The 23,313-nt window shown below is 71.5% G+C and carries 21 protein-coding genes, 1 other RNA gene and 1 pseudogene; 14 read left to right on the forward strand and 9 right to left on the reverse strand.

All coding sequences use genetic code 11. From position 1 onward, the window contains the following. Positions 1–328, reverse strand: a 328-nt coding sequence (locus FF36_RS25380; RefSeq protein ID WP_199865497.1) for a transposase domain-containing protein, incomplete at its 3' end; no start/stop codon positions are given. Positions 329–345: 17 nt separating this feature from the next. Further along, positions 346–1,356, reverse strand: coding sequence for an SPFH domain-containing protein (locus FF36_RS25385; protein WP_044887727.1), 1,011 nt, complete (start codon positions 1,354–1,356; stop codon positions 346–348). 436 nt (positions 1,357–1,792) lie between these two features. Here FF36_RS25385 and FF36_RS25390 point away from each other — a divergent pair, with 436 nt between their 5' ends. Continuing rightward, positions 1,793–2,290: a pilus assembly protein TadG-related protein gene (locus FF36_RS25390; RefSeq protein ID WP_044887728.1), complete on the forward strand. Its 498-nt coding sequence runs from the start codon at positions 1,793–1,795 to the stop codon at positions 2,288–2,290. Here the strand turns inward: FF36_RS25390 and FF36_RS25395 are convergent. Then, positions 2,232–3,350 carry a hypothetical protein gene (locus FF36_RS25395; protein ID WP_044887700.1) on the reverse strand — a complete coding sequence of 373 codons (1,119 nt, stop codon included), beginning with the start codon at positions 3,348–3,350 and terminating at the stop codon, positions 2,232–2,234. The two genes, FF36_RS25390 and FF36_RS25395, sit on opposite strands and share 59 nt — an antisense overlap. Positions 3,351–4,177: 827 nt before the next feature. Between FF36_RS25395 and prfB the strand changes: the two genes are divergently transcribed. Both prfB and FF36_RS25405 read left to right on the forward strand, forming a co-directional pair. After that, on the forward strand, positions 4,178–5,278 hold the full coding sequence (gene prfB, locus FF36_RS25400) for a peptide chain release factor 2 (RefSeq protein WP_044887729.1): 1,101 nt from the start codon (positions 4,178–4,180) through the stop codon (positions 5,276–5,278). Positions 5,279–5,846: 568 nt separating this feature from the next. Beyond that, a complete protein-coding gene (locus FF36_RS25405; RefSeq protein WP_052681426.1) occupies positions 5,847–6,683 on the forward strand; it encodes a polysaccharide deacetylase family protein in 837 nt (278 codons plus the stop codon). A gap of 120 nt (positions 6,684–6,803) precedes the next feature. Here FF36_RS25405 and FF36_RS25410 read toward each other — a convergent pair whose 3' ends face one another. Beyond that, on the reverse strand, positions 6,804–7,961 hold the full coding sequence (locus tag FF36_RS25410; protein WP_044887701.1) for a uroporphyrinogen-III synthase: 1,158 nt from the start codon (positions 7,959–7,961) through the stop codon (positions 6,804–6,806). Between the two features lie 311 nt (positions 7,962–8,272). Between FF36_RS25410 and nirB the strand changes: the two genes are divergently transcribed. The 4 genes and pseudogenes from nirB to FF36_RS39005 form a co-directional block, all read left to right on the forward strand. After that, positions 8,273–10,945: a nitrite reductase large subunit NirB gene (gene nirB, locus FF36_RS25415; RefSeq protein ID WP_044887702.1), complete on the forward strand. Its 2,673-nt coding sequence runs from the start codon at positions 8,273–8,275 to the stop codon at positions 10,943–10,945. Then, complete coding sequence (nirD, locus tag FF36_RS25420) at positions 10,942–11,286, forward strand: nitrite reductase small subunit NirD (RefSeq protein ID WP_044887703.1); 345 nt, start codon at positions 10,942–10,944, stop codon at positions 11,284–11,286. Before nirB ends, nirD begins: the two co-directional genes overlap by 4 nt. A gap of 126 nt (positions 11,287–11,412) precedes the next feature. Next, a partial coding sequence (gene cobA / locus FF36_RS25425; protein ID WP_242422852.1) for a uroporphyrinogen-III C-methyltransferase occupies positions 11,413–11,970 on the forward strand: 558 nt, incomplete at its 3' end. A 1-nt stretch (position 11,971) separates the two neighbouring features. After that, a pseudogene (locus FF36_RS39005) lies at positions 11,972–12,219 on the forward strand (uroporphyrinogen-III C-methyltransferase); the annotation flags it as partial. Between the two features lie 1,410 nt (positions 12,220–13,629). Here the strand turns inward: FF36_RS39005 and FF36_RS25435 are convergent. Continuing rightward, a complete protein-coding gene (locus FF36_RS25435; RefSeq protein ID WP_242422854.1) occupies positions 13,630–14,871 on the reverse strand; it encodes a PQQ-dependent sugar dehydrogenase in 1,242 nt (413 codons plus the stop codon). Positions 14,872–15,029: 158 nt separating this feature from the next. Then, complete coding sequence (locus FF36_RS25440) at positions 15,030–15,215, reverse strand: hypothetical protein (protein ID WP_044887705.1); 186 nt, start codon at positions 15,213–15,215, stop codon at positions 15,030–15,032. 423 nt (positions 15,216–15,638) lie between these two features. Here FF36_RS25440 and ftsE point away from each other — a divergent pair, with 423 nt between their 5' ends. The 4 genes from ftsE (at position 15,639) to FF36_RS25460 (ending at position 19,179) form a co-directional block, all read left to right on the forward strand. Further along, positions 15,639–16,412, forward strand: a complete 774-nt coding sequence (gene ftsE / locus FF36_RS25445) for a cell division ATP-binding protein FtsE (RefSeq protein ID WP_044887733.1) — start codon at positions 15,639–15,641, stop codon at positions 16,410–16,412. Continuing rightward, positions 16,412–17,284, forward strand: a complete 873-nt coding sequence (gene ftsX / locus FF36_RS25450) for a permease-like cell division protein FtsX (RefSeq protein ID WP_044887706.1) — start codon at positions 16,412–16,414, stop codon at positions 17,282–17,284. The genes ftsE and ftsX overlap by 1 nt, the downstream gene beginning before the upstream one ends. A 132-nt stretch (positions 17,285–17,416) precedes the next feature. Beyond that, complete coding sequence (gene smpB, locus FF36_RS25455; protein ID WP_044887707.1) at positions 17,417–17,896, forward strand: SsrA-binding protein SmpB; 480 nt, start codon at positions 17,417–17,419, stop codon at positions 17,894–17,896. Positions 17,897–17,958: 62 nt separating this feature from the next. Beyond that, on the forward strand, positions 17,959–19,179 hold the full coding sequence (locus tag FF36_RS25460) for a class I SAM-dependent methyltransferase (RefSeq protein ID WP_082122216.1): 1,221 nt from the start codon (positions 17,959–17,961) through the stop codon (positions 19,177–19,179). A gap of 76 nt (positions 19,180–19,255) precedes the next feature. Here the strand turns inward: FF36_RS25460 and FF36_RS25465 are convergent, their stop codons facing one another. Together FF36_RS25465 and FF36_RS25470 are read right to left on the reverse strand one after the other, a co-directional pair. After that, on the reverse strand, positions 19,256–19,942 hold the full coding sequence (locus tag FF36_RS25465; protein WP_044887709.1) for a YoaK family protein: 687 nt from the start codon (positions 19,940–19,942) through the stop codon (positions 19,256–19,258). Between the two features lie 87 nt (positions 19,943–20,029). Continuing rightward, positions 20,030–20,503, reverse strand: coding sequence for a VOC family protein (locus tag FF36_RS25470; RefSeq protein ID WP_044887710.1), 474 nt, complete (start codon positions 20,501–20,503; stop codon positions 20,030–20,032). Positions 20,504–20,718: 215 nt separating this feature from the next. Here FF36_RS25470 and ssrA point away from each other — a divergent pair. After that, positions 20,719–21,086: a transfer-messenger RNA gene (gene ssrA, locus FF36_RS32100) on the forward strand. A gap of 343 nt (positions 21,087–21,429) precedes the next feature. On the opposite strand, the gene FF36_RS35590 is transcribed toward ssrA, so the two are convergent. Continuing rightward, the gene (locus FF36_RS35590; RefSeq protein WP_157866984.1) at positions 21,430–21,585 is read right to left on the reverse strand and encodes a hypothetical protein; all 156 of its coding nucleotides are present in this window, start codon (positions 21,583–21,585) and stop codon (positions 21,430–21,432) included. A gap of 380 nt (positions 21,586–21,965) precedes the next feature. Between FF36_RS35590 and FF36_RS36150 the strand changes: the two genes are divergently transcribed. Together FF36_RS36150 and FF36_RS25480 are read left to right on the forward strand one after the other, a co-directional pair. After that, positions 21,966–22,106, forward strand: coding sequence for a hypothetical protein (locus tag FF36_RS36150; protein ID WP_199865498.1), 141 nt, complete (start codon positions 21,966–21,968; stop codon positions 22,104–22,106). Positions 22,107–22,501: 395 nt separating this feature from the next. Continuing rightward, positions 22,502–23,308, forward strand: coding sequence for an SDR family oxidoreductase (locus FF36_RS25480; RefSeq protein ID WP_044887712.1), 807 nt, complete (start codon positions 22,502–22,504; stop codon positions 23,306–23,308). The last annotated feature ends 5 nt before the right edge of the window (positions 23,309–23,313 follow it).

The following is a 23,313-nucleotide window of genomic DNA, read 5'->3' on the forward strand; positions in this document are numbered from 1 at the left end:
GCGCCACCCCGAGCCGGTCCCGCGCCTTCGTGATCGCCGTGGTCGCCGGCACCTTCACCGGCCCGGCACTGTCTGCCAGCCAGTCGTCGGCGACCTTCACCTGCCGCATCACCTCGTCGTAGCCATCCGAGGGGAACAACGCCAACGCGACCACGTACCGGACCATCAGCGCCGCGGGCAGGTCCCGCGTCCGCTTCTCGCGACGACCGGTCTCGGTGACCACCCGGTCGACCAGCGCGTCCGGGAACTGCGCCGCCAGCACCCCCAGCCCGACCCGGTCCACCAACCGGTCCTCGGGCTTCTCCTTCACCTGACCGCGTCTCGGCACCCCTCGAACCTACACGATCAGAACCTAAGTTCCTGGTATTGTCCCGGGGCGACCGCGACCTCCGCCCCGGGCGCGTAGGTCGTCACATTCGGCGGAATCGCCTTGAGCTCATCGATCTTGGCGCAGGCCGGGCACTGTGCATAACCCGACTGGCGCTGGCGGTTCGCCTCCGCGTCGGCTTTCGCCTCGGCGACTCGTGCCTGTGCCTCGGCAATCCGTGCAAACGCGGCCTGGGCGCTGTTCACGGCCCCCTGGACGTTCGCCGGCAGGGTTACCCGGGCGAGGGTGAATCGCAGGTTCTCCAGGAACGGGCCACCGAGATTGGCGTTGAGGTCGGTCGCCAGCGACTTGTTGATCGCGTTCTGGACGGCCTGGATGTTGCCGTTGCTCGACGCCGCGTTGAGCGTCGTCGAGGCCCCGGCCTGCTGTTGCGCGCCCATCTGGACCAGCGCGCAGGAGGAGACGAGGTCGGCGCAGGTGAAGTTGTTGATCTGCTCGCGAAGGTCGTTGTCGATGACCGGTCGGATGATGGCGCCGAGGAACGCGGACCAGCCGTCGTCGCCCGACCAGGCGTAGTAGAGCTTCCCACCCTTGCTCGCCAGCGGGAACTTCCGGGTGCCGAACTTGTCATCGAACTGGCGCAGGACATTGTGGTCGAGATTGAGAGTGAAGTAGAACGTTCCCTCGATCCCCATACTCACCCCGTCCTTCGACGGTGTCGTCACGACATCGACCGTGCCCCGGTCGCTCTCACCGACAACGGACGTGATCGTGTAGTAACGCTGCTGTGCCGGATAGTTGTGCGTCGAGGAATACATGCCGGCGTAGGTCAATGACGAGGCGGGATCGATGATCTGGCGGATCCGGTGATTGTCGAACGGGCCACCGTTGCGGACCACCGCGATCTGCCCGCCCGACGTCGACGCGAACGAACCGAGCGCGCTCGCCCCCACGACCAGACCGAAGACCACCGCCAACACGCCGACGACGGCAGCGGCTCCGATCCCGACACGCCTGCCTGATGGCACACCCACTCCCTTGATCGATGCGGCTCGTCGCCAGTATGTCCGGTTTCCGCGGTCGAATCGCGGGACTGTCCGGTTCTCGACCCAGGCGTCGTGCTGGGTCGCGGCGGCGGCCGGCCAGCCGGCTCCAGGGGACCGACACCAGGGGACCGGCACCAGGGGATACGCGAAGTGGTGACGGATCGTCATCCACATCCCGGACGACATCGAGGGTCGTGACGACAGGCGGGCATTTCCGCGGCGCGGCGGAGATCTGGCATTCCCGTTCCAGCCGGGTCTCGATCTCGTCCCGCTCGGTCTTGATCCTTCGTCCCCGGGGAGGTATACGCGCCCCATGATCCCTACGTGGCGCATTCTCCTATAATGCGGGATGTCGGGCGGCGAATCGGCGAAGGACGCCGGTGTGGGGCGACCGGCGATCCCGGACGGGGAGAAGCACATGCCTGGTGACCTGCGGCGGAACCCGGCGACAGGTGATGGGGCCGCGACCGGCGATCAGGCCGGGCCCGGCGGCGCCGACGGCGGGACGATTCTCATCCTCACGCTCGGCTACCTGATGGTCGCCGCGATGCTGGTCGTCGTCGTGACCGACGTGTCCGCCGTCTACCTGGCCCGCCGTTCGGTCGCCTCGGCCGCGGACGGCGCGGCGCTCGCCGCCGCGCAGCGCATCGACGAGAACGCGATCTACACGGCGACGGACGCCTTCCAGGAGCTTCCGCTCGCGGACATCAACGCGACCGTCGAGCAGTACCAGCGGCAGTCCGACCCGAGCGGCCGCACGACCCTCACCTCCAGCCTCGTCGACGCGACGACGGTGGAGGTGGAGGGTTCGCGCCTGGTCGACCTGCCGGTCGTGGGCTACCTCGGGGTCGGGCCGGTCACAGTGCGGGCCGGGGCACAGGCACAGTCGGTGGTCCGCCAGCCCGCTGCACCATGACGCCGGACGGGCCGGGGACGCCGAAGCGCGCCGCCGGCCGCTGCAGGTCCCGGTCGGCCTCCCAGCTTTCGTGCAGCCAGGGGGTGGTGGCGTCGACGAGATCGTCCAGGCCCTGCCCGGTGCGCAGGTCGGCCAGCTCGGAGACGTCGCGCACGAGCCGGGCCAGCCACTGCGCCGGCCGACCGGTGGACAGGGTCACCGCCTGACCGGCGTAGGCGGCGGCCTCGTCCCGGTCGGGGATCTCCCGGGCGAGCGCGGCGCGGGCCTGCGCCATCCGCACCGAGACCACCATGCCGGTCTGGCCGGAGCCGGCGATGAGCGTCTCGGCCCGCTCCAGGTGCGGTGTGGCCTCGTCTGCGGCGCCCACGGTGGTCAGCGCCTCGGCGCAGGCCAGCGCGAGGTCCGCCGGGGAGTAGGTCTCCAGGGCGAAACCGGGGGAGCCGAAGTCGTCGTCGTCGAGGCGTTCCATCGTCTGCCAGGCGCGGGCGACCGCGTCGCGCACCCCGGGGGTGTCGCCGGTGGCCGCGCACGCGCTCGTGACGACCTTGCCGGCGATGAGCGCGCGGGTGGGGCTGAACCCGGCTATCCGCGCGGCCACCCCGGCGATCTGCAGGGCGACCGCCGGGCTGTGCGGGCGGACCATCCGCGCACGCAGGGCCAGTGCCCGTGCGGCGAGCGGCCCGTCGCCGGCGGCGCGGGCGAGGGCGGCGGCGCGGTCCGCCCGGGTGGCGGCGTCGGCGTGCCGGCCGCGGTCGTACGCCACAGCCGCCGCGGCGGTCGTCACGGCGGCGTGCAGGCGCATCCAGTCCAGGGCGGCCCGCCCGCGTAGCCGGTGCTCGCGAGGCACCGTCCTGGTGGTGCGTTCGAGTGGGACGAGGGCGGCGGCCGTCGCGCTGAGATCGGTGGTCTCGTAGGCGTCCACCGCGGCGCTCAGCGCGGCGGCGCAGGCGTCGTGCAACCCGGCGGCGTCCGCGGTGGCGTCGGCTCCCAGGCTCATGGAGCCGACCGCCGCGAGGCCGGTGGCGACCAGTACGGACCGTCGGTTCGAAACTTCGGCCACGATGGCACCCTTCGCGCTCGGGTGGGGGTGATCGCGCCGCCGTCTACCTGCCGGCGAAGCGCGACGGGACGGTGAACCGCCAGGTCTAACTGCGTACCCCGGTTGGTCTGCTGACTGAGCTGGGTTCCCATGGCGGCCTCCCTCGCTTTCCCTGACAAGCGGCCCGGCACTGACTGTTCCGCCTCCTGGCGGCCCGCATTAACCGTGTGTCCGTGTTCGTTGGTCTCCTGACCATGACCTGGTGGCGGCCCGGCGACTGGCGGGACCACGTTGCCCCGCGGGACCACGTTGCCCCGCGGGACCACGTTGCCCCGCGGAACCAGATGCCCGGCGCATTCGTCGGCGAAGCGCCGTGGTCAAAGATATCGTTCGGGAACGACAAACGCCCGGGGTCGTGTGCGCTCGGCGATGTGGGACAGATCTCTCCGCGGATTGGCATCGACCAGCGTCCCGGCGGTGGCCCGTCGGGGTGGGTGGTGCGGTTACCGTCAGGATTGTCCGCGGTGCGGGTGTCGGTTGGCCGGATATTCACGAGTCCGCATCCCGTGTTTCAGGATGATGTCGCCACGCCTTTGCATGTTTCATCGATGTGGCTTTTCACGACCGCTGCCCGGTGTCGGCGCGACGGCGGCGGGCGGTGTTGGCCGCGGTCGCCGGCCATCTGCGGCGGTCGGTTGGTTCGTAGACGGACGATCTCCCGCCGCCCCGATCGGCCCCGCGCCGAGGGACGGCCGGCCCGGCCGCCGTGGTCCGCCGCGGTCCGTCGCGGATCGGGTCAAGATCAGTCCTGCCCGTGGTCGGCGGGAGGCGCCGGTAAGGTGAACACCATGGCCGTCGACCTGTCCGAGGAGATCAAGCAGCTCGATGCAACGCTGAGCGGCATCGAGTCCGTTCTCGACGTGGAGGGGCTGCGCCGTCGCGCCGAGGAGCTGGAGCGGCAGGCCGCGGATCCCGACCTGTGGTCCGACCAGGACCGGGCGCAGGTCGTCACCCGGCGCCTGTCGTCGACCCGCGGCGACATCTCCCGCGTGGAGGGGCTGCGCCGCCGGCTCGACGACATCGCCGCCGCCGCGGATCTCGGCGACGACGACCTGCTCGCCGAGGCCGCGGCCGATCTGCCGGCGCTCAGCGGCGACATCTCCGCGCTGGAGGTGCGCACCCTGCTGTCCGGCGAGTTCGACGAGCGGGATGCGATCGTGCAGCTCTCCGCGGGTGCCGGCGGCGTCGACGCCGCCGACTGGACGGCGATGCTGCTGCGGATGTACCTGCGCTGGGCCGAGCGCCACGGCTACCCCACCGAGGTCTTCGATACCTCCGAGGCCGAGGAGGCGGGCCTGAAGTCCGCCACCTTCCAGGTCAAGGCCCCCTATGCCTATGGGACGCTGCGCAGTGAGCACGGGGTGCACCGGCTCGTGCGCATCTCGCCGTTCGACAATCAGAACCGGCGGCAGACCTCCTTCGCCGGCGTCGAGGTGACCCCGGTCGTCGAGCTGTCCGACCACGTCGACATCGACGACAAGGACCTGCGGATCGACATCTTCCGGTCCTCCGGCCCGGGCGGCCAGGGGGTCAACACGACCGACTCGGCGGTCCGTATCACCCACCTGCCCACCGGCATCGTGGTCACCTGCCAGAACGAGCGCAGCCAGCTTCAGAACAAGGCCGCCGCGATGATCGTGCTGCAGGCGAAGCTCCTGGAGCGCCGCCGCGCCGAGGAGGCCGCGGCGAAGCAGCGCATCACCGGCGGCCCCCAGGACGTCTCCTTCGGATCGCAGATCCGCAACTACGTCCTGCATCCCTACCAGCTCGTGAAGGACCTGCGCACCGACACCGAGACCTCGAACACCGGCGGTGTGCTCGACGGTGAGCTCGACGATTTCATCGATGCCGAGATCCGGTGGCGCCGGGCCGTCGAGAACCAGGCGTGAGAATACCCGCCCCAACGGCCGGTGCTGTTCCCGTCTGCTCTCCAGGCCCGCGCGGGTCGGTCGATCGAAAATCTTATCCGCCGCCCCGGCCGGCAACTTTCGCGTTTGTCGGTCATGCCTTCCGGGGGATCGCCCATCCGTGTTCCCCCGATTTACCGGGTGCCTTTGAATGCGACCGTAGCCGCGATGAACACCCGGTGAAATGGCAGTGACCCGTCCGGCGGCCTGATCCGGGCCGTGTAGCGAGTGGGTCGGGACCGTGCAGACCACCCTCGGGTGACGTCTCCGGCGGATCTCCCGATGCCATTGGCACGCCCGGTATGCGCGTGTAGAGTCCCGGGTAGTTCGCGGACCGTTCGATGTTTTAGTTTCGGCCTCCTGGGCTGGTTCGCGCACTACTTCACTCGATGGGATGTTCGCCCGTGTCACCTGTTCGTCCACGATTGCGCACCGTCGTCGCGGAGGGAGTACGGCCTGTGTCCCTGCAGATGAATGCACACAGGTATATGCACGGAAATGTCCAGCTCGATCCGGGCGTGACGGCGATCGTCGCGGGTACGGGAACGAGGTGACCACCCTGGCGACTGCGCTGCCCGGTGCCGCCTCCGGCGTGCTGGACGAGGCGCCCCCGATGCCCCTGCCCGTCCTGATGTACCACAGCGTGGGTGACTCCGTGAGTGCCGACTTCCGGAGCTGGGAGGTCCCGCCGGGCGTGTTCGCCGAGCAGCTCGGCGCGCTCGCGGCCGGCGGCTACCACCTCACCGGGCTCACCGACGCCCTCGCGCACCCGCACCGCCGGCAGGTGGCCATCACCTTCGACGACGGCTTCGAGGATTTCGTGACGACGGCCCTGCCGGCCTTGCAGACGGTCGGCGCCGGCGCCACCCTCTACATCCCGACCGCCTACGCCGGCCGGCGCGCCACCTGGCTGGACGGCTACAGCGAGCGCAATCTCCCGTTGCTGGGCTGGGCCGACCTGGCCGACCTCGCGGGGGAGGGCATCGAACTGGGCTCGCACGGTCATCGCCATCTCGAACTGGACGTGGTGCCCACGGCGCTGGCCCGCTATGACGTGACTGCCAGCCGGCGCATGATCGAGGAGAAGACCGGACGCAGCCCGGACAGTTTCTCCTATCCATTCGGATACCACTGCGCGTCGGTTCGGCACGTGGTCGCGGCGGCCGGATTCGATTCGGCCTGCGAGGTCGGTTACCGACTGCATCAGCCGACCCAGTCCCGTTTCGGCATCAGTCGGCTGGTGGTGGACCGGGCGGCCGGGGCGGCCGACATCCTGCGCCTGGTTTCCCTCGGGCACCGCGACGCGTTCACGAGTGCCCGCCGCGGGTTGCGGTCCGGCTGGCGGGCCTATCGCGCGGCGCGCTGGCGGCTCGGCCGGGGCGGCTGACCGCCGATCCGGCAACGGAGCGGCGGAAACGTGCCCAGGCGGAGGCGCACGTCGTTTTCCGATGACGTCGTTTTCCGATGACGTCGTCCGACCGCCTCCGGTGAACGGCGAAAAGCCCACTCAGGCGATCGCTAGCCGGTAGCCCCGCTTGATGACGGTCTCCACCGCGCGGCCGGCCGGGCCGAGCGCCGTGCGCAGGCGGGCGACGGTCATCTCCACCGCGTGTTCGTCCGTCAGCCCCGCGGTGCCCGTGCGGCGCAGCAGCTCCGCGCGGGAGAGCACCCGACCGGGACGCTCGGCGAGCGCGTCGAGTACCGCTGCCGTCTTCGGTGCCAGCATCACCGGCTCCCCGTTGACGATCACCGCCGTGCCCTGCACCCGCAGCACGTGCCCGGCAGCCTCGACGGTGCGCACCCGCCGACGCGGCAGCTCGTCGGCCAGCGTGCGCACGAGCGCTCCCAGGCGGTAACGCTCCGGCGTCACGACGGGGATCCCCAGCCGGACGAGCGGCGCGGCACACACCGGTCCCACGCAGGCGGCCAGCACGTCGGCGCGCAGCGCGGCCAGCGTCTCGTCGAGGCGGCCGGCCTCCCGTGCGGTCCCCAGCAGGCTCAGCACGGCCGGCGCGCTGGTGAAGGTCACCGCGGACACGCCGCCGGTGACGATCAGCTCCACCATCCGCCGGACCGGGCGCAGGTCCTCGGGTGGCTCCCACCGGTACACCGGGATCTCGACCACCTCCGCTCCGGCAGCGCGCAGCCCCTCGACCATGTCCGGCAGCGGCTCGCCGTGTAGCTGCACGGCGATGCGCAGGCCGGTGAGGTTGGTGGCGAGGAGATGGGTCATGAGCTCCGCGCCCGACTCCGACCGGGGCGACCAGCACTCGGTCAGCCCCGCCGCCCGGACCGCGCCGGTCACCTTGGGCCCGCGGGTGAACAGCCGGGCCTGTGCCAGCCGATCGCGCAGACCGCCGCCGAGGCCCCAGCCTTCGGCGGCCTCCAGCCAGCCGCGAAAGCCGATCGCCGTCGTGGCGATCACCGCGTCGAGGCGCCCGGCGAGGCAGGCCCGGGTGGCGGCGAGCAGTTGTCCGTCGTCCGCCAGCGGGACGATGCGCAGCGCCGGCGCCTGCACCACCCGGGCGCCGCGCCGTTCGAGCAGGTTGGCGAGCTCGTCGCGGCGCCGGGCCGCGGTGATCCCGACGGTGAACCCGAGCAGCGGAGGCAGCTCCGCCACCGCCGCATCACCGGATTCGGACCGTCCGGAACTGGGGGTTGGCAAGACGACGACCTCCTGGCCTGTGGACCCACGCCGATCTCAGGTCCCTGGCAGGATCAGGCACCCCGATGTCCGGGCGCTTACCCGCAGGCAACGGCGCGGTTAACCGGCGTCGTTCCCGGTCCCGTGACGGCCACCCCGGCCGGGCCGAGAGTCTCACATCCGGCTGTGGCCGGGGGTGCGTGCCTTGTTTCCGCACCGACGTGGACCTGAGTCGGCAGCGACATCCGCCGCTCGTACGGTCAGCGACCGTAGCGGGTTCCGCCGAGGGCGGCGGGCCCCTGGATCGGACCTGGGACAGGGGTGATGCGCGGATGTCTGCTCGGTCGCTGGTGGTCGTCGGTCACGGCATGGTCGGCCATCGGCTGTGCGAGGCGGTGCGGGAACGGGACGCCGGGCAGGTCTGGGACGTCACCGTCCTGGCCGAGGAGCCGCGGCCGGCCTACGACCGGGTCGGCCTGTCGGCCTACTTCACCGGGTCGACGGCGGACGACCTGAGCCTGGTCGCGGCCGGCTTTCTCGATCATCCCCGGCTGCGGGTGCGCCTCGGTGAGCCCGTCGTCGCCGTCGACCGGGCCGTCCGTACGGTGCGCACCGCCCCCGGACACACCTACCGTTACGACGCCCTGGTGCTTGCCACCGGGTCCGTCCCGTTCGTCCCGCCGGTTCCCGGGTGCGAGGCCGCCGGCTGCCACGTGTACCGCACCATCGAGGACCTGGACGCGATCAGCGCGTCGGCGCGGTCGAGCCGTACCGGCACCGGCGTGGTCATCGGCGGCGGCCTGCTCGGCCTGGAGGCGGCGAACGCCCTGCGCAGCCTGGGCCTGACCACCCACGTCGTCGAGTTCGCCCCCCGACTGATGCCCGCGCAGGTCGACGACGCCGGCGGGCAGACGCTGCGCGCCCACATCACCGGGCTCGGGATCGGCGTGCACACCGACACCGCCACGGAGCGGATCGAGGCCGACGCCGCCGGTCGGGTCGCCCGGCTCGTCTTCGGCCGCCACCCCGAGGGCCTGGCCGGCCTCGACGCCGACGTCGTCGTGTTCTCCGCGGGCATCCGCCCCCGCGACGAGCTGGCCCGTGGGTGCGGACTGGCCGTCGGGGAGCGCGGCGGCGTCGTCGTCGACGAGGGTTGCCGCACCAGCGACGAGCACGTCTACGCGATCGGCGAGTGCGCGGCGGCCGGCGGGCGGGTCTACGGGCTGGTCGCCCCCGGCTACGCGATGGCCGAGGTCGTCGCCGACCGGCTGCTCGGCGGCGCGGCGACCTTCACCGGCGCGGACCTGTCCACCAAGCTCAAGCTGCTCGGCGTGGACGTGGCAAGCTTCGGCGACGCCTTCGGCACGACGCCCGGCGCGCTGCCGATCACGTTCGCGGACCCGGTCACCGGGGTCTACAAGAAGCTCGTGCTCTCCGACGACGCGACCAGCGTGCTCGGTGGCATCCTCGTCGGCGACGCCGGTGAGTACGGCACCCTGCGGGCGCTGGTCGGCGCCGTCGGCGCGGTTCCGGACGACCCGGCGCGGCTGATCCTGCCGGCCGGCGACGGTGCCGGTGCCGGCGCCGGGGTGACGCTGCCGGCCGAGGCGCAGATCTGCTCGTGCAACAACGTCACCCAGGGTCAGATCTGCGCGGCGATCAGCGACAACGGGCTGACCGACGTCGCCGGGATCAAGGGCTGCACGAACGCGGGCACGAGCTGCGGAAGCTGCGTGCCGATGCTGAGGACGATCCTCGGCCAGCAGCTCGCCGCCGCCGGCATCGAGGTCTCCACGGCCCTGTGCGAGCACTTCGACCACAGCCGAGCCGAGCTGTTCGAGCTCGTCCGCGTCCGCGGGATCACGACGTTCTCCCAGCTCGTCGCCGAGCACGGGCGGGGCCGCGGCTGCGAGGTCTGCCGGCCGGTGGTCGCGTCGATCCTCGCCTCGATCCACAACGGCTACATCCTCGACGGCGAGCGGGCCGCGCTGCAGGACACCAACGACCACATGCTGGCGAACATGCAGAAGGACGGGACGTACTCGGTCATCCCCCGGCTGCCCGGCGGCGAGGTCACCCCGGAGGCGCTCATCCTCATCGGCGAGGTGGCCCGCGACTTCCGCCTCTACACCAAGATCACTGGCGGTCAGCGCATCGACCTGCTCGGCGCCCGCGCCGAGGACCTGCCGAAGATCTGGAAGCGGCTCACCGACGCCGGGCTGGAATCCGGGCACGCCTACGGCAAGTCCCTGCGCACGGTGAAGTCCTGCGTGGGGGAGACCTGGTGCCGCTACGGCGTGCAGGACTCCACCACCCTCGCCATCGACCTGGAGCTGCGCTACCGCGGGCTGCGGTCCCCCCACAAGATCAAGATGGCGGTCTCCGGCTGTGCCCGCGAATGCGCCGAGGCCCGCTCCAAGGACGTCGGCGTGATCGCCACGGAGCTCGGCTGGAACCTCTACCTGGGCGGCAACGGCGGTCACCGGCCGCGCCACGCGGAGCTGTTCGCCGCCGATCTCGACACCGAGACCCTCGTCCGCTACATCGACCGGTTCCTCATGTTCTACGTGCGCACCGCCGACCGCCTGCAGCGCACCGCGCCGTGGGTGGAGGGCCTCGACGGCGGCCTGGCGCACGTCCGCGAGGTGATCGTCGAGGACGCGCTGGGCATCTGCGCCGAGCTGGACGCGGCCATGGCCCACCACGTCGACACCTACCAGGACGAGTGGAAGGCGACGCTGGCCGACCCGGTGGCGCTGCGCCGGTTCACCTCGTTCGTCAACGCCCCCGACACGCCCGACCCGGACATCCTGCACGTGCTCGACCGCGGCCAGCCCCGGCCGGCCCGCGACGGTGAGCGGGCCGCGCTGATCGCCGGGACGACCCTGCCGGTCGTGCGCCAGCCTGGCCCGCACGAGTCCGTCGCCGCCGCCGCCCCCGCCCCCGCCGCGACGCCGGCACTCGTCCTGCCGGACCCCGCCGAGATCACCTGGAGGTCAGCGTGAACTGGACCGATGTCTGTGCCCTGGAGGACCTCACCCCGGACCGGGGGGCCGGCGCGCTCGTCGACGGCGCGCAGGTCGCCGTGTTCCGACTCAGCGACGGGCCGGTCGTCGCGGTCGGCAACACCGACCCGATCTCCCGGGCCAACGTGCTCTGCCGCGGTCTCGTCGGCTCCCGCGGTGCGCGCGCGGTCGTCTTCTCTCCGCTGCACAAGCAGGCGTTCGACCTGGTCACGGGCGAATGTCTGGACGCCGAAGGAGTGCGCATCCCGGTCCATCCGGTCGAGGTGCGGGCCGGTCGCGTCCTGGTCGGCCCGGCGGGCACCGCCCGGCGCATCGCCTGAGCACGTCCGCACGGAAGGCGCGATCCGCCCCGAACGGGCTGGTCAGGCCGCACACTGGGAGAGTCGTCGCGGCCGGGACTCGCGCGCCGGCAGCGGGACAGGCCCGGTAGGGCAACAGCGACGGAGGTGACCGGCGTGGACAGACCCTCCGGGGGTTGGGTGGCGCTCGTCGGCGGCGGGCCCGGCCGGGCGGATCTCATCACCGTGCGCGGACTGCGCCTGCTGCGGATCGCGGACGTCGTGGTGGTCGACCGCCTCGCTCCCCGCGAGCTGCTGGCCGAGACCCGCTCCGGCGTCGAGATCATCGACGCGGGCAAGGCGCCGCACGGCCACAACCTGACCCAGGACGAGATCAACGCGGTGATCGTCGACCGTGGCCGGCGCGGGCTCGGTGTCGTGCGGCTCAAGGGTGGCGACCCGTTCGTCTTCGGTCGCGGCGGCGAGGAGGCCCTGGCCTGCGCCGCGGCCGGGCTGCCGTGCGAGATCGTCCCCGGGGTGACGAGCGCGGTCGCCGTCCCGGCGCTCGCCGGCATCCCGGTCACCCACCGTGGCATCACCCAGGACGTGTCCATCGTCAGCGGGCACGTCGACCCCTCCCATCCCGGCTCCACCGTCGACTGGGACGCGCTGGCCACGGGGCCGGGGACGGTCGTGGTGCTGATGGGTGTGGCGGCGCTGGCGGGGNTCACCCGGGAGCTGGTCAAGCGCGGCCGGCGCCCGGACACGCCGACCGCGGTCATCCACGCCGGGGGCACCGCCGACGAGGTCGTCCTCACCGGCGTGCTGTCGGACATCGCCGAGCTGGCCGCGGAGGCCGACCTCGGCTCGCCCGCCGTCATCGTCATCGGGGACGTGGTACGCCTGCGCGACCAGATCGCCGGCGCCAGGGCTGCCCGGCGTGCCCCGGACCAGCCGGCTGACGAGCGGAGCTGACCGCCTCCTCGGCCAGCGTGCCGGTCGGCATCGCGACGGGAGCAGTGCCTGTCCGAGTTCGGCGTTCCGCCGCGCAGGGGCGAGCACCAAGGGCCCGGAAAGACCAAAATCCACCCTTACGTTAGGGTCGACTTTTCGATGGCGCATTGCCGAGGCGCGGTCGGGAGAATGTAGGCCGCTGCCGATCGAGGGGGTGTTCGGTCTTGGGGACCTCACGGGAGGCCGTCGGATGATCATCCAGGTGATGTTCGCCCGGCGAGCAGCGGATCCCTGCTCCCGGATCCTCCGCGCGCAGCGGCGGGCGGCGTCGGCGGGCCGGCAGCTCCCCGGGCGCGGCGGCCACCTCCGCTCGCCGCTGCTGCCACGGTCGCGGTTGCGGTTGCTGCCACTGTTGCTGCTGCTGGTCATCGGGCTGCTGGCCGCGGGGCTCGGGGCCTGTTCCCGCTCGCCGGAGCCGGCGCCGGCGGGGGNGCACTGGGTGTCCGGCACCAACGGCAACTACCCGACCGACGTGAACGCCTGGGGTACGTTCACCGGCCGCGAGATCGGGGTTGCGGTCGTCTTCACCAGCCGTAAGGACTGGTACAACCTCGTCTCGGCGGACTGGCCGACGGCCGCCTTCACCGAGGACAAGTTCCCCGGCGCACTGTCGATCGCGCAACCGCCGTTCCCCGAGGACGGCGACGAGGCCACCTGCGCCAGTGGCGCCTATGACGCCAACTGGCGCACCTTCGGCGCCACGCTGACGAAGTTCGGCCGGGGCGACGCCTATGTCCGCCTCGGCTGGGAGTTCAACGGCGCCTTCAACTACTGGCACGTGCGCGACGTCGAGACCTGGAAGACATGCTTCCGTCGAACGGTGACCGCGATCCGGTCGACCGCGCCGAAAGTCAGAATCGACTGGAACATGAACGCCCACGCCGACACGCTGCCCGGCAGCGGGCAGGACGTGTGGGATGCCTATCCCGGCGACCAGTACGTCGACGTCGTCAGCATCGACGCGTACGACTTCTATCCCCCGTCGATCAACGAGGCGAGCTGGGGCCGACAGTGCCACCAGCGGTCCGGACTGTGCACGGTGATCAAGTTCGCCCATGATCACGGCAAGAAGTTCGCCGTCCCGGAGTGGGGGGTGGCCTGGTCGAACGGCGGCGGGAAGGACAACCCCTTCTACATCAGCAAGATGCACGAAACGTTCATGGCGAATGCGGCGAACCTGGCCTACGAGGCCTACTTCAACACCTCCGAGCCGGCGAACGTCCTGTCATCGCTGTACAAACCGGACCTGAACCCACAATCCTCGAAGCGCTACCTGGAGCTGTTCGGTGCCCACTGACCCGTGGCCCCACTGACCCGTGGCCCCGTAGCCCACGCGTGCCGGGACCGCCCGCTCGGCGAGGCCGCGGGCGGCTAGCGCAGGGCGACGATGCGGTCGTCGCCCGGCTTCGGGGCGCCGCGGCCGTCGGTGTTGTTGGTGAGCAGCCACACCGAGCCGTCCGGGGCGGCCACCGCGGCGCGCAGCCGGCCCAGCTCGCCGGTGAACAGCGCCCGCGGCCGGCCTCGCACGGCCGTCCCGGCCAGGTCGAGTTCCCACAGCCGCTGCCCGCGCAGCGCCGCCACGTAGAGGGTGTCGCCGCGGATCGCGATCCCGCTCGGGGACGCCTCCGCGGTGGTCCAGGTGGCCAGCGGGTTGCGCAACCGGCCGCCGTCGGTGTCGCCGGTGCCCTCGACGCCGGGCCAGCCGTAGTTCCCGCCCGGGACGATCAGGTTGATCTCGTCGAGCCTGTCCTGGCCGAACTCGGACGCCCACAGGCGGCCGGCGGAGTCCCAGGCCAGGCCCTGGACGTTGCGGTGGCCGAGGCTGTAGACGAGGGAGCTGGGGAACGGATTGCCCGGCGGGACGCCGCCGTCGGGGCGCATCCGCAGGATCTTGCCGTTGAGGCTCGACCGGTCCTGCGCGCGCGAGCGCACCCCGGCGTCACCGACTCCGGCATAGAGCAGGCCGTCGGGTCCGAAGCGGATCCGGCCGCCGTTGTGGACCGCGGCGTCGGCGAGCCCGGTGAGGATCGGGGTGGGCGCCTCGGCGCGGTCCCCGGACAGCCGGAAGCGCACGATCCGGTTGTCGGTGGCCGAGGTGTAGTAGGCGTACACGAGCCGGTCGGTCGCGAAGCTCGGGGAGACCGCGAGCCCCAGCAGCCCCGACTCGCCGCGGTGGACCACGCCAGGCAGCCTCGCCACCTCGGTCGCCCGCCCGCCGCCCGCCGGCAGCCGAATGATCCGCCCGCTGTCGCGTTCGCTGATCAGAGCCTCGCCGGACGGCAGGAAGGCGACGTCCCATGGCGCGGCGAGCCCCGTGACCACGGTGCGCAGCCCCGGCGCGGCCGTCCCTGCCCCAGCCGCCCCCGCTTCCGAGGCGCCCGGCCGGGTTGCCCCCGAACGCGGGCTCGCCGCCTCCCCGGTCACCGGACCCGCGGTTGCCTGTGTGGAGGCGGCCGCGCCGGCGGCGGGCTCGGATCCACCGCCGCACGCGACCACCCCGACCCCGACCACGGCGAGTGCCGTGGTGAGCAGGATCAGCCGGCGGATTCGTTCCCGGCCTTCGCGGCGCGGTCCGGCCCGCCCAAGGCGCCCAGCGAGCACAGGTGCGGACATCGACGCTCCAGGACCGGCAGGAACCGGGCATCGGCGGATTTCACACCCGGACTTTCTCGACTGCCAACGATCGTCGGGGTGCTTGAGTGCCCGGCTTGCACGCGCCCGGGCGATGACGCGCGAAGGCCGGAAGGTGGGCGTCGTGGCCCGAGCGGGGCTCAGGTGGCGTGGCGGACGGCCAGGGCCGTGAGCATCATGATGATCGCGAGGATCGCGAGGATGAGCTGCGGGGAGATCGTGACGGAGTTCCGGCGCAGGTACTCGCGCGACGCGCGGCAGGTGGGGCACCGGCCCTCGATCACCAGACCCGAGCAGCTCGCGCAGACCAGATCTTCGCTGCCCATGCCGCCTCCTTCCCGCTTCCCGCCGCGGCACGTCGACCGCGGATCCGAGGGATCGTCGTAGATCCCTCCCGGGGTCCGGCCCGGCGCCGCGCCGGTCGTTCCCCGCCCGGTCGCCGGAACGGGATCCGGACGATCGACTCCCTCTTACGGTACGCCCGCGGGCGCCCCTTCGCCCTGCCGGCGGGCATTGGGTATCCGCTACCACACGGCGCACCGCTTCGCGGTCTGGCTCGGTTCGCGGTCTGGCGCCGCCAGGGGCTTACGCGGTGCGGCTTGCCGCGTGCGGCCGGCGGTGCGCCAGCCCGGCGGGGATCCGGGCCGAAGCGGCTCGCCCTCGCGTGCCGCGCCGGCCGGCTCCGGCTACGTCCTACCATCTCTGTCGCAGAATGTATGCGACCTGATGCTCGACGTGAGGATGGTGTGGTGATCGTCCTGAGCTCGGTGAGCAAGTGGTACCCCAACGGCGCCCGGCCCGCTCTGATCGACGTCAGCGCCGAGATCGGCGCCGGGGAGTTCGTGTTCCTGGTGGGACCGTCCGGATCGGGCAAGTCGACGCTGCTGCGGCTGCTGCTGCGCGAGGATCGCGCGACCAGCGGGCAGGTCATCGTCGCCGGCCGGGACGTCGCCCGGATTCCGGATCGGCGGGTTCCGCAGTTGCGCCGGATCGTCGGCTGCGTGTTCCAGGACTTCCGGCTGCTGCCGAACCGGACGGTGGCGGCCAATGTCGCGTTCGCCCTCGACGTGGTCGGGCGTCCCCGACATGTCGTGCGCAGCGTCGTCCCCGAGGTGCTGGATCTGGTCGGGCTGGGGGAGAAGGCGGACCGCTATCCCGACGAGCTGTCCGGGGGCGAGCAGCAACGGGTCGCGATCGCCCGGGCGTTCGTCGGTCGGCCACGGGTGCTGCTGGCCGACGAGCCGACCGGAAACCTCGACCCGGCTACCAGCATCGAGATCATGAGCCTGCTCGACGCCGTCCACCGCGCCGGCACGACCGTCGTCATGGCCACCCACAACGCGTCCCTGGTCGACGCGATGCGGCGCCGGGTGCTCGAACTCGGCGACGGCGCGCTGATCCGCGACGAGGCCGGCGGCCGCTACGACCAGACCGTGCCGCAGCCCCTGCCGCCGTCCGTACCGCCGCCGTCCGTACCGCCGCCGTCTGTACCGCTGCTGACGCGCACCGGCCCGGTCGGCTGATGCGTCCGGGCCCGCTGGCCTCGTTGCTGTGGACGGGACTGCGCCGCAACCTCGCGATGACCGGGGCGGTGATCGTCACGGTGACCATCTGCCTGGCGATGCTCGGCGCGGGCCTGCTGCTGCGGGCCCAGGTGCACACCATCGACGGCTTCCTGCTCGACCAGATCGAGGTCGTCGTCGACCTCTCCGACGGCATCACCCCCGCCGAACGTTCCGAGCTGGAGGCGGAGATGCGCCGCGACCCGCTGATCGTCGGCGTCCACTACGAGACGAAGAAGCAGGTGTACGAGCGGTTCCGCCGGGACTTCCGGGGCTCGCCCGACGTCGTCGCCGGGGTCGGGCCCGAGGACCTGCCCGCGGCCCTGCGGCTGACCCTGGCCGATCCCCGGGCGTCGCGCGACATCGTCGTCACCTACACCGGGCTCGACGGGGTGGAGGCGGTCCGGGACCAGCGCGCCCTGCTCGATCCGCTCTACCGTTTCCTCGACGCCTTCACCGTCGGCGCCTTCACCCTGGCCGCCGTGCAGGCGCTCGCCTCGTTCGCGTTGATCTACACGATGATCCGGATCTCCGCGCACGGCCGCCGCCGGGAGACAGCGATCATGAAGCTGGTCGGGGCGTCGAACGGGACGATCCGGGCGCCGTTCGTGCTGGAGAGCGCGGTCGCGGGACTGGCCGGTGGGCTGCTCGCCGCCGGCGTGCTGGTCGCGGCGAAGGTCTTCCTGGTGGACGGCCAGTTCGCGCGGCAGACGATGTTCCCGCTGTTCGGCTGGTCCGCGGTCTGGGAGTCGGCGGTCGTGGTCCTCGCCGCCGGCGTGCTGGCCGCCGCGCTGATGGCATCGATCGCGCTGCGCCGCCACCTGCGCGTCTGAGCCGCCGCCGCATGATCGATACAATGGTGGATGGCTGCCCGGCCAAGGCCGTTCGGGCGTGGGGGCGCCGCCAGGACGTAGGTTCGGAAGCGTTCCGCGAACGTGTGGCAAGTGGGAAGAGGGTCGCAGACGGTGCCGAAGGAGACGGGGCGCAAGTCGATCGCGCAGAACAAGCGTGCCCGGCATGACTACGACATCCTCGACACGTACGAGGCCGGGCTCGTGCTGCGCGGCACCGAGGTCAAGGCGCTGCGGGCCGGGCGGGCCTCCCTGGTCGACGGCTTCGCCCAGGTCAGCGACGGCGAGATCTGGCTGCACAACGTGCACATCCCCGAGTACACCGAGGGCACCTGGACGAACCATGCCCCGCGGCGCAAGCGCAAGATGCTGCTGCACCGGGCCGAGATCGAGAAGCTGATCGGCCAGACCCAGGAGGGCGGCCTCACCCTCGTGCCGCTGAGCCTGTACTGGAAGGACGGCCGCGCCAAGATCGAGATCGCCCTGGCCCGCGGCCGCAAGTCCTACGACAAGCGGCACGCCCTCGCCGAGCGGGACGCCACCCGGGAGATCAGCCGGGAGATGGGCCGCCGCGTCAAGGGCCGCTACCGCTGACCGGCGCCGATCCCGAGCGCCTGGCCCAGCTCGACGCCCTGCTGACCGCCGACGGCGGTGCGGTGCTCGCCGCCGCGGCCGCGGTGTACACCGGCGGGAGCGGGAGCGGGAGCGGGAGCGCGGCGCGGGAACTCGCCGTCGGCGCGCGGCTGCGGGCCGAGGGTGTGCCCGCCGAGCTGGTCGCCGCCGCCTTCACCCAGGCGGAGCTGCGGCATCGGGCGGCGGCCAAGTTCGCCCGCGCCGAGGAGATGTTCTTCACCCGAGCCGGGCTGGAGCAGGCGTCCTCCCAGGCTGCGGCCGAACACCGGGCGGCGCGGTTCGCCGGCCGGCGTCGCCTGGCGGACCTGTGCACCGGGATCGGCGGGGACGCCCTCGCCCTGGCACCGGGGCGGGAGATCCTGCTCGTCGACCGGGACCCGGTACACCTGCGGATGGCCGCGCTGAACGTCGCCGCCCACGGGGCGCACCGAGTCGACACGCTGCTCGCCGACGTCCGCGACGCAGACCTGACCGGTTATGACGGGGTCTTCGTCGACCCGGCCCGGCGTACCGGGGACCGCCGGCTGGCCTCGCGGGCCAGCGAGCCGCCGCTGCCCTGGTGCTTCGCCCTCGCCGACCGGGTCGCGGCCGTGGCGGTGAAGGCGGCCCCGGGCCTCGCGACCGACCAGGTCCCGCCCGGCTGGGAGATCGAGTTCGTCGCCGACGGCCGCGACCTCAAGGAGGCCGTGCTGTTCTCCCCGGCGCTGGCCACGACCGAGCGCCGCGCGACCGTGCTTCACCCCGCGTCGCCTGAGGGGCGGCCGGTCAGCCTGGTGGGCATCCCGGACCCGGCGGAGCCCGGCGGCCCGGTCGCCGCCCCTGGGCAGTACCTCTACGACCCGAGTCCGGCCGTCACCCGGGCCGGCCTGGTAGGTGAGCTCGCGCGCCGGCTCGGCGCCTGGCAGATCGACCCGATGATCGCCTTTCTCAGCTCGGATACGCCCGTCGCCAGCCCGTTCGCCCGGTTGCTGCAGATCTGCGCGAGCCTGCCGTTCGACGTCCGCCGGCTCGCCGGCGAGCTACGCGGGCGCGGGATCGGGTCGTTGGAGATCCGTCGTCGTGGGCTCGCGGGCGACGTCGACGAACTGCGCCGCCGCCTGCTGCCCCGCCGCCGCGATCTGGTCGCCGGCGGTCCGGCCATCACCCTGGTGATGACCAGGCTGCGCGACGAGCCCTGGGCCTTCCTCTGCACGCACTGGTTTCCTGATGCCCGTCCCCTGCCGCGCCCGTCCCTCATCGGATGAACCAGACCCGTAGCCGGCCCTGTCCGTCGTCGCTCGCCTGCAGCCTCGTGCCGAGGCTTGTGCGCGGTTTGCCGGCTCACGGCGCGGTGAGCCGACCCGTGGCCGCAGCGGTGAGGCAGCCGGCGGCGATGGCGGCGGCCAGGGCGAGTGGCACGACCCGGTCGACGTGCAGCAGAAGGGCGCTGCCGACCAGTGCACCGGTGAACATGGCCAGGGGCGCGGCCAGCCGGCGCGGAGCGTGGAAGCCGGGGCCGCCGGCCAGCCGTGAGTCGATGACCAGCCCCGTAAGGGTGGTGGTCAGCACATTGGTCGGTACCTCCGGGACCGCCACCCGCCGCGCCGTCGCGTGCTGCAGGCCCATCGCGGCGGCCAGCGGCGCGATGATCCCGTAAGGCCGGTCCGCCCTGCCCTCGCTGGTGAGTGAGGCGGCGATCAGCGCCGCGATGATCAACCCGGTCTGGATGGCCAGGGCGACCGTCAGCCACCGAGCCCCGCGTCCACGGCGCAGCGCCGGGGCCGTGCCTGCCCGCCCCGCGAGGACCGCGCCGGTCAGGAAGCCGGCCAACGCGAGCGCGGACAGGTCCGCGGACAATCCGGGCGCTCCCGCCAGTGCGAACGCGAGGAGCACGACGTTGCCGGTCATGTTCGCCACGAACACCCGGCCGAGCCCGAGAAAGCTGGTCGCGTCGACCAGCCCCGTCAGGCTCGCCAATGCCAACAGCAGCGCCACCTGTCGCCGGTCGCGCGCGGTCGACGGCGTCATCGGCACAGTGTCACCCCGACCTCGAGTCGCCCGGCACCGCCACCGCCGGCCGGGCGGGGCGTGGTGCGGTGCCGGCGGCGGGTGCCGTTACAGGCGCAGGGGACGGATCGGGGCGGCGATCAGGTGCGGCTCCGACTGCCAGTCGACGCCCGGCACGTCGACGTAGAGCTCGATCTCGTTGCCGTCCGGGTCGAGGATGTAGAGGCTGTGGGTGATCGTGTGATCCGACGCCCCGACGATGTCGACGCCCGCCTGCCGGATGCGGGCCAGGACCTCGCGCAGCTCGTCGTCGCTGTCGCCGACCTTCAGCCCGAAGTGGTAGAGCCCGATCCGGCGGCCGGCCGGCACCGCCGCCGCGTCCTCGCCGACCTCGATGAGCAGCAGTTCGTGATGCGTGCGGCCGGAGGAGAAGGCCGCCGCGGGCACGCGCAGCGGGTTGCCGGCGGAGTCCGCCGGGGCGGGGAACACCTGCCGCCAGCCGAGGACGTCCCGGTAGAACGCGACCGAACGCTCGATGTTGCGGACGTAGAGGACGAGATGTCCCAGTTCCTTGATCTCCACAGTGGTCTCCCCGGGGCTGGCGGACGGGATGCCGTTGCTCGTACAACTACCACGGGGGGTCCGACATGCCCGCCGCCGCACATCGATTCCGCGTCTGCCCGGCCGGGGAGCCGCCGGCCGTCGTCGACCCGGGCGGCGTCCGCCGGCTGCGGCGCAGGACCCCGGTCGCCAGCGTCCTGCGGTAGCATGGAGCGTCAGGCAAGACAACCGTACCTGGGGGTGATCGGTTTCGACTTCGGACGTCGAGGCAGGGGAAGCGGGCCGAGGATGAACGGTTATCTCGTTAACGATCCGTTCAAAAAAATAGCTGCCAACAAGAAGCAGCCCCTTGCCACTTTCGCCCTCGCGGCTTAAGTACTAGGCAAGCGTCAGCCTGGGAGAGCCTCCGGCCCAGGACCTGACGTCGCTAGGAGGATCACCGACTGACCCGGTCGCGGGGCCAGCCGGAAAATCAAACAGCGACTGAGCCTACGTCGGCTTGCCTGTGAGTCCGACGGGGCTGAGAAACAAGTAGCAGGCTCCGCCCGGAGAAGCCCTGTGTCGGTGCCGGAGGACGCGGGTTCGATTCCCGCCACCTCCACGAGCTGGCCCGCCGTGGTCGCTGGACTTCGTCCAGCTTCCCGGCGGGCCGCGATTTTTCCGGGGGGACGACCCCCCGAACCCCCCGAGTTGGCCCGCCGTGGTCGCCGATCTTCGATCGGCTTCCCGGCGGGCCGCAATGCCTTCCGGGGGGACGACCCCCCGAACCCCCCGGGCTGGCCTGCCGAGGCACGGACCAGATTCCCCGTCCTGGCCACGGTGAGGCTGGGCGGCCCGCGCTACCTCACCATCGGACTGGGCACCGACGAGACGCTGGTCGGCGTCGACGAACCGCTGTCAGCCCCATGTCCATCTGGCTTGCGCTCCCTACCCGCCCTACTCGCTAGTTAGCCGACATCCCTGTCTCGCACCATCTTGGCAGGTAGGGCCAGGAACTGGCCGACCTCCAGCACCCGATTGTTTCCCGCGAGCGCTCCCGCCATACCGTCGAGCAGGGTGTCGGCGCGTGTGGAGCCCGTGGCCTGGGCGAGTTCCAGTCCCATGGCGCGGAAGGCTTCTTCCCCTGCTCTCCGGAGTCCAGCGTCGCTGCGCATCGAGAATAGACCACCAGTAACAGCCCAGCTACGGACATCGAACGCCTCTCTGTCCGAGCCGGCCCGACGGATACTTCCAGTTCCCCGTCGAACCCGAAGATCTCGGGCGTGAGACGTCTGTCTGCGCAGGTCACGGGCCCATCAAGCCGTGAAGTAGACCTTCATGTCCGAGGGAACTTCCCACGTTCCAACACGAGGGAGAGTGGGGTCGTCCGGTCGCCGGCACCCCCCGAGCCGGTGGCCGGACCTGGCCAGCTCACGCGTACCCCGACTCGCCGAGCTGCGTGCTGGCGGGCCACCGCCAATCAAGATCATGTGGAGATGTCGACGTGACGACCTCTGCCGTGATGACCCTGGCCTGGGAGAGTACCTGGTTGGTCCGACCCGACACGCCCATCACCGCCTTCGCCAGGCGCATCCACGGCATCGGCAACGACGACGTCACCGACTTATCCGAACCAGGTGGATGATCCCGAAGAGCACCACCCCCTGGGTGCGAGGTCCTTATGGGGTGCTCGGATCGAACTGCCCGCTCTCGTTGGCGAATGCGACTATTCGAGCAAGCCGCTTGCCGACCCGATTGTGCGTAGGTCGATGTATAAGGCGAGACCGCCGTCCGCCGCCGCCCCGCAGTCGGCTCCGATCACTGAGGTGAGTCAGCGCACCAGGCAAGGGGGGCTCTCACAGTACCTGTATCACCAGGGTCTCCCAGACGTCCAAAACGCCTGTCAACCTGGTTGAGTCGAAAGCGCCGACAACACTCCATGGACACGCCCTGCAGCTTTACCCCCATCAGTTCAATTCAGCTGCCCCGAATGCGCGACCGTGTCGGCGCATTCTTCCACGACAGATGGGACGGAGACCAATGGCGGACAACCAATTCACCGCTCACCCGGAACTTTTCGATCTGAGTGGGAAGTACGCCCTTGTCACTGGCGGCACCAGGGGCATTGGGATGATGATAGCGCGCGGCTTTCTCCAGGCGGGCGCCCGCGTCGTCATCAGCTCACGCAAGGCAGACACGTGCGCGGAGGCACAGCATCTACTGTCCGAATTCGGTGACGTTCAAGCAATCTCCGCCGACCTGTCCAGGCACGACGAGTGTCAGCGCCTCGCCGATCTTGTCAAAGTCGACTCGGAACGCCTGGACATCCTTGTCAACAACGCGGGAGCGATGTGGCGCGAGCCGCTGGCGACGTTCCCGGACGAGGCCTGGGACGCAGTGATCGACCTCAACCTCAAGTCGCCGTTCTGGCTGGTGCAGGCGCTGCTCCCCGCGCTTCGCAGGGCGGGCACCGCCGATGATCCCGCGCGGATCATCAACATCGGCAGTATCGCCGCCATCCACGTCGCCCAGTCGCCCAACTACTCGTACGCCAGCAGCAAAGCGGCACTCCATCAACTCACCAGAGTGCTTGCCAGAGAGCTGGGCCCACAGCACGTCACGGTGAACGCGGTAGCACCGGGAGTGTTCCCGTCGCAGATGATGGCGTCCACGCTCGATGCCATCGGCGACACGATCGCGGCGGCGGCCCCTTTGCGCCGGCTCGGCCGCGACGACGACATGGCGGGTATCGCCGTGTTTCTCGCTAGCCGGGCTGGGTCCTACCTCACGGGCACCATCATCCCCGTAGACGGCGGCATCGCGACGACCGCATCGGGTACCCCTTAAACTGC

Origin of the sequence: Frankia torreyi, from assembly GCF_000948395.1 — a bacterium.
Taxonomy (GTDB): Bacteria; Actinomycetota; Actinomycetes; order Frankiales; family Frankiaceae; genus Frankia; species Frankia torreyi.

Excerpts from the sequence above, each read along its gene's own strand:
- FF36_RS25390 (WP_044887728.1), top strand. The coding sequence starts at position 1,793 with ATGCCTGGTGACCTGCGGCGGAACCCGGCGACAGGTGATGGGGCCGCG.
- FF36_RS25465 (WP_044887709.1), bottom strand. The coding sequence starts at position 19,942 with ATGACGCCGTCGACCGCGCGCGACCGGCGACAGGTGGCGCTGCTGTTG.
- FF36_RS25480 (WP_044887712.1), top strand. The coding sequence starts at position 22,502 with ATGGCGGACAACCAATTCACCGCTCACCCGGAACTTTTCGATCTGAGT.
- ftsX (WP_044887706.1), top strand. The coding sequence starts at position 16,412 with ATGCGTCCGGGCCCGCTGGCCTCGTTGCTGTGGACGGGACTGCGCCGC.
- prfB (WP_044887729.1), top strand. The coding sequence starts at position 4,178 with ATGGCCGTCGACCTGTCCGAGGAGATCAAGCAGCTCGATGCAACGCTG.
- FF36_RS25440 (WP_044887705.1), bottom strand. The coding sequence starts at position 15,215 with ATGGGCAGCGAAGATCTGGTCTGCGCGAGCTGCTCGGGTCTGGTGATC.
- FF36_RS25435 (WP_242422854.1), bottom strand. The coding sequence starts at position 14,871 with ATGTCCGCACCTGTGCTCGCTGGGCGCCTTGGGCGGGCCGGACCGCGC.
- nirB (WP_044887702.1), top strand. The coding sequence starts at position 8,273 with ATGTCTGCTCGGTCGCTGGTGGTCGTCGGTCACGGCATGGTCGGCCAT.
- FF36_RS35590 (WP_157866984.1), bottom strand. The coding sequence starts at position 21,585 with ATGGGACTGGAACTCGCCCAGGCCACGGGCTCCACACGCGCCGACACC.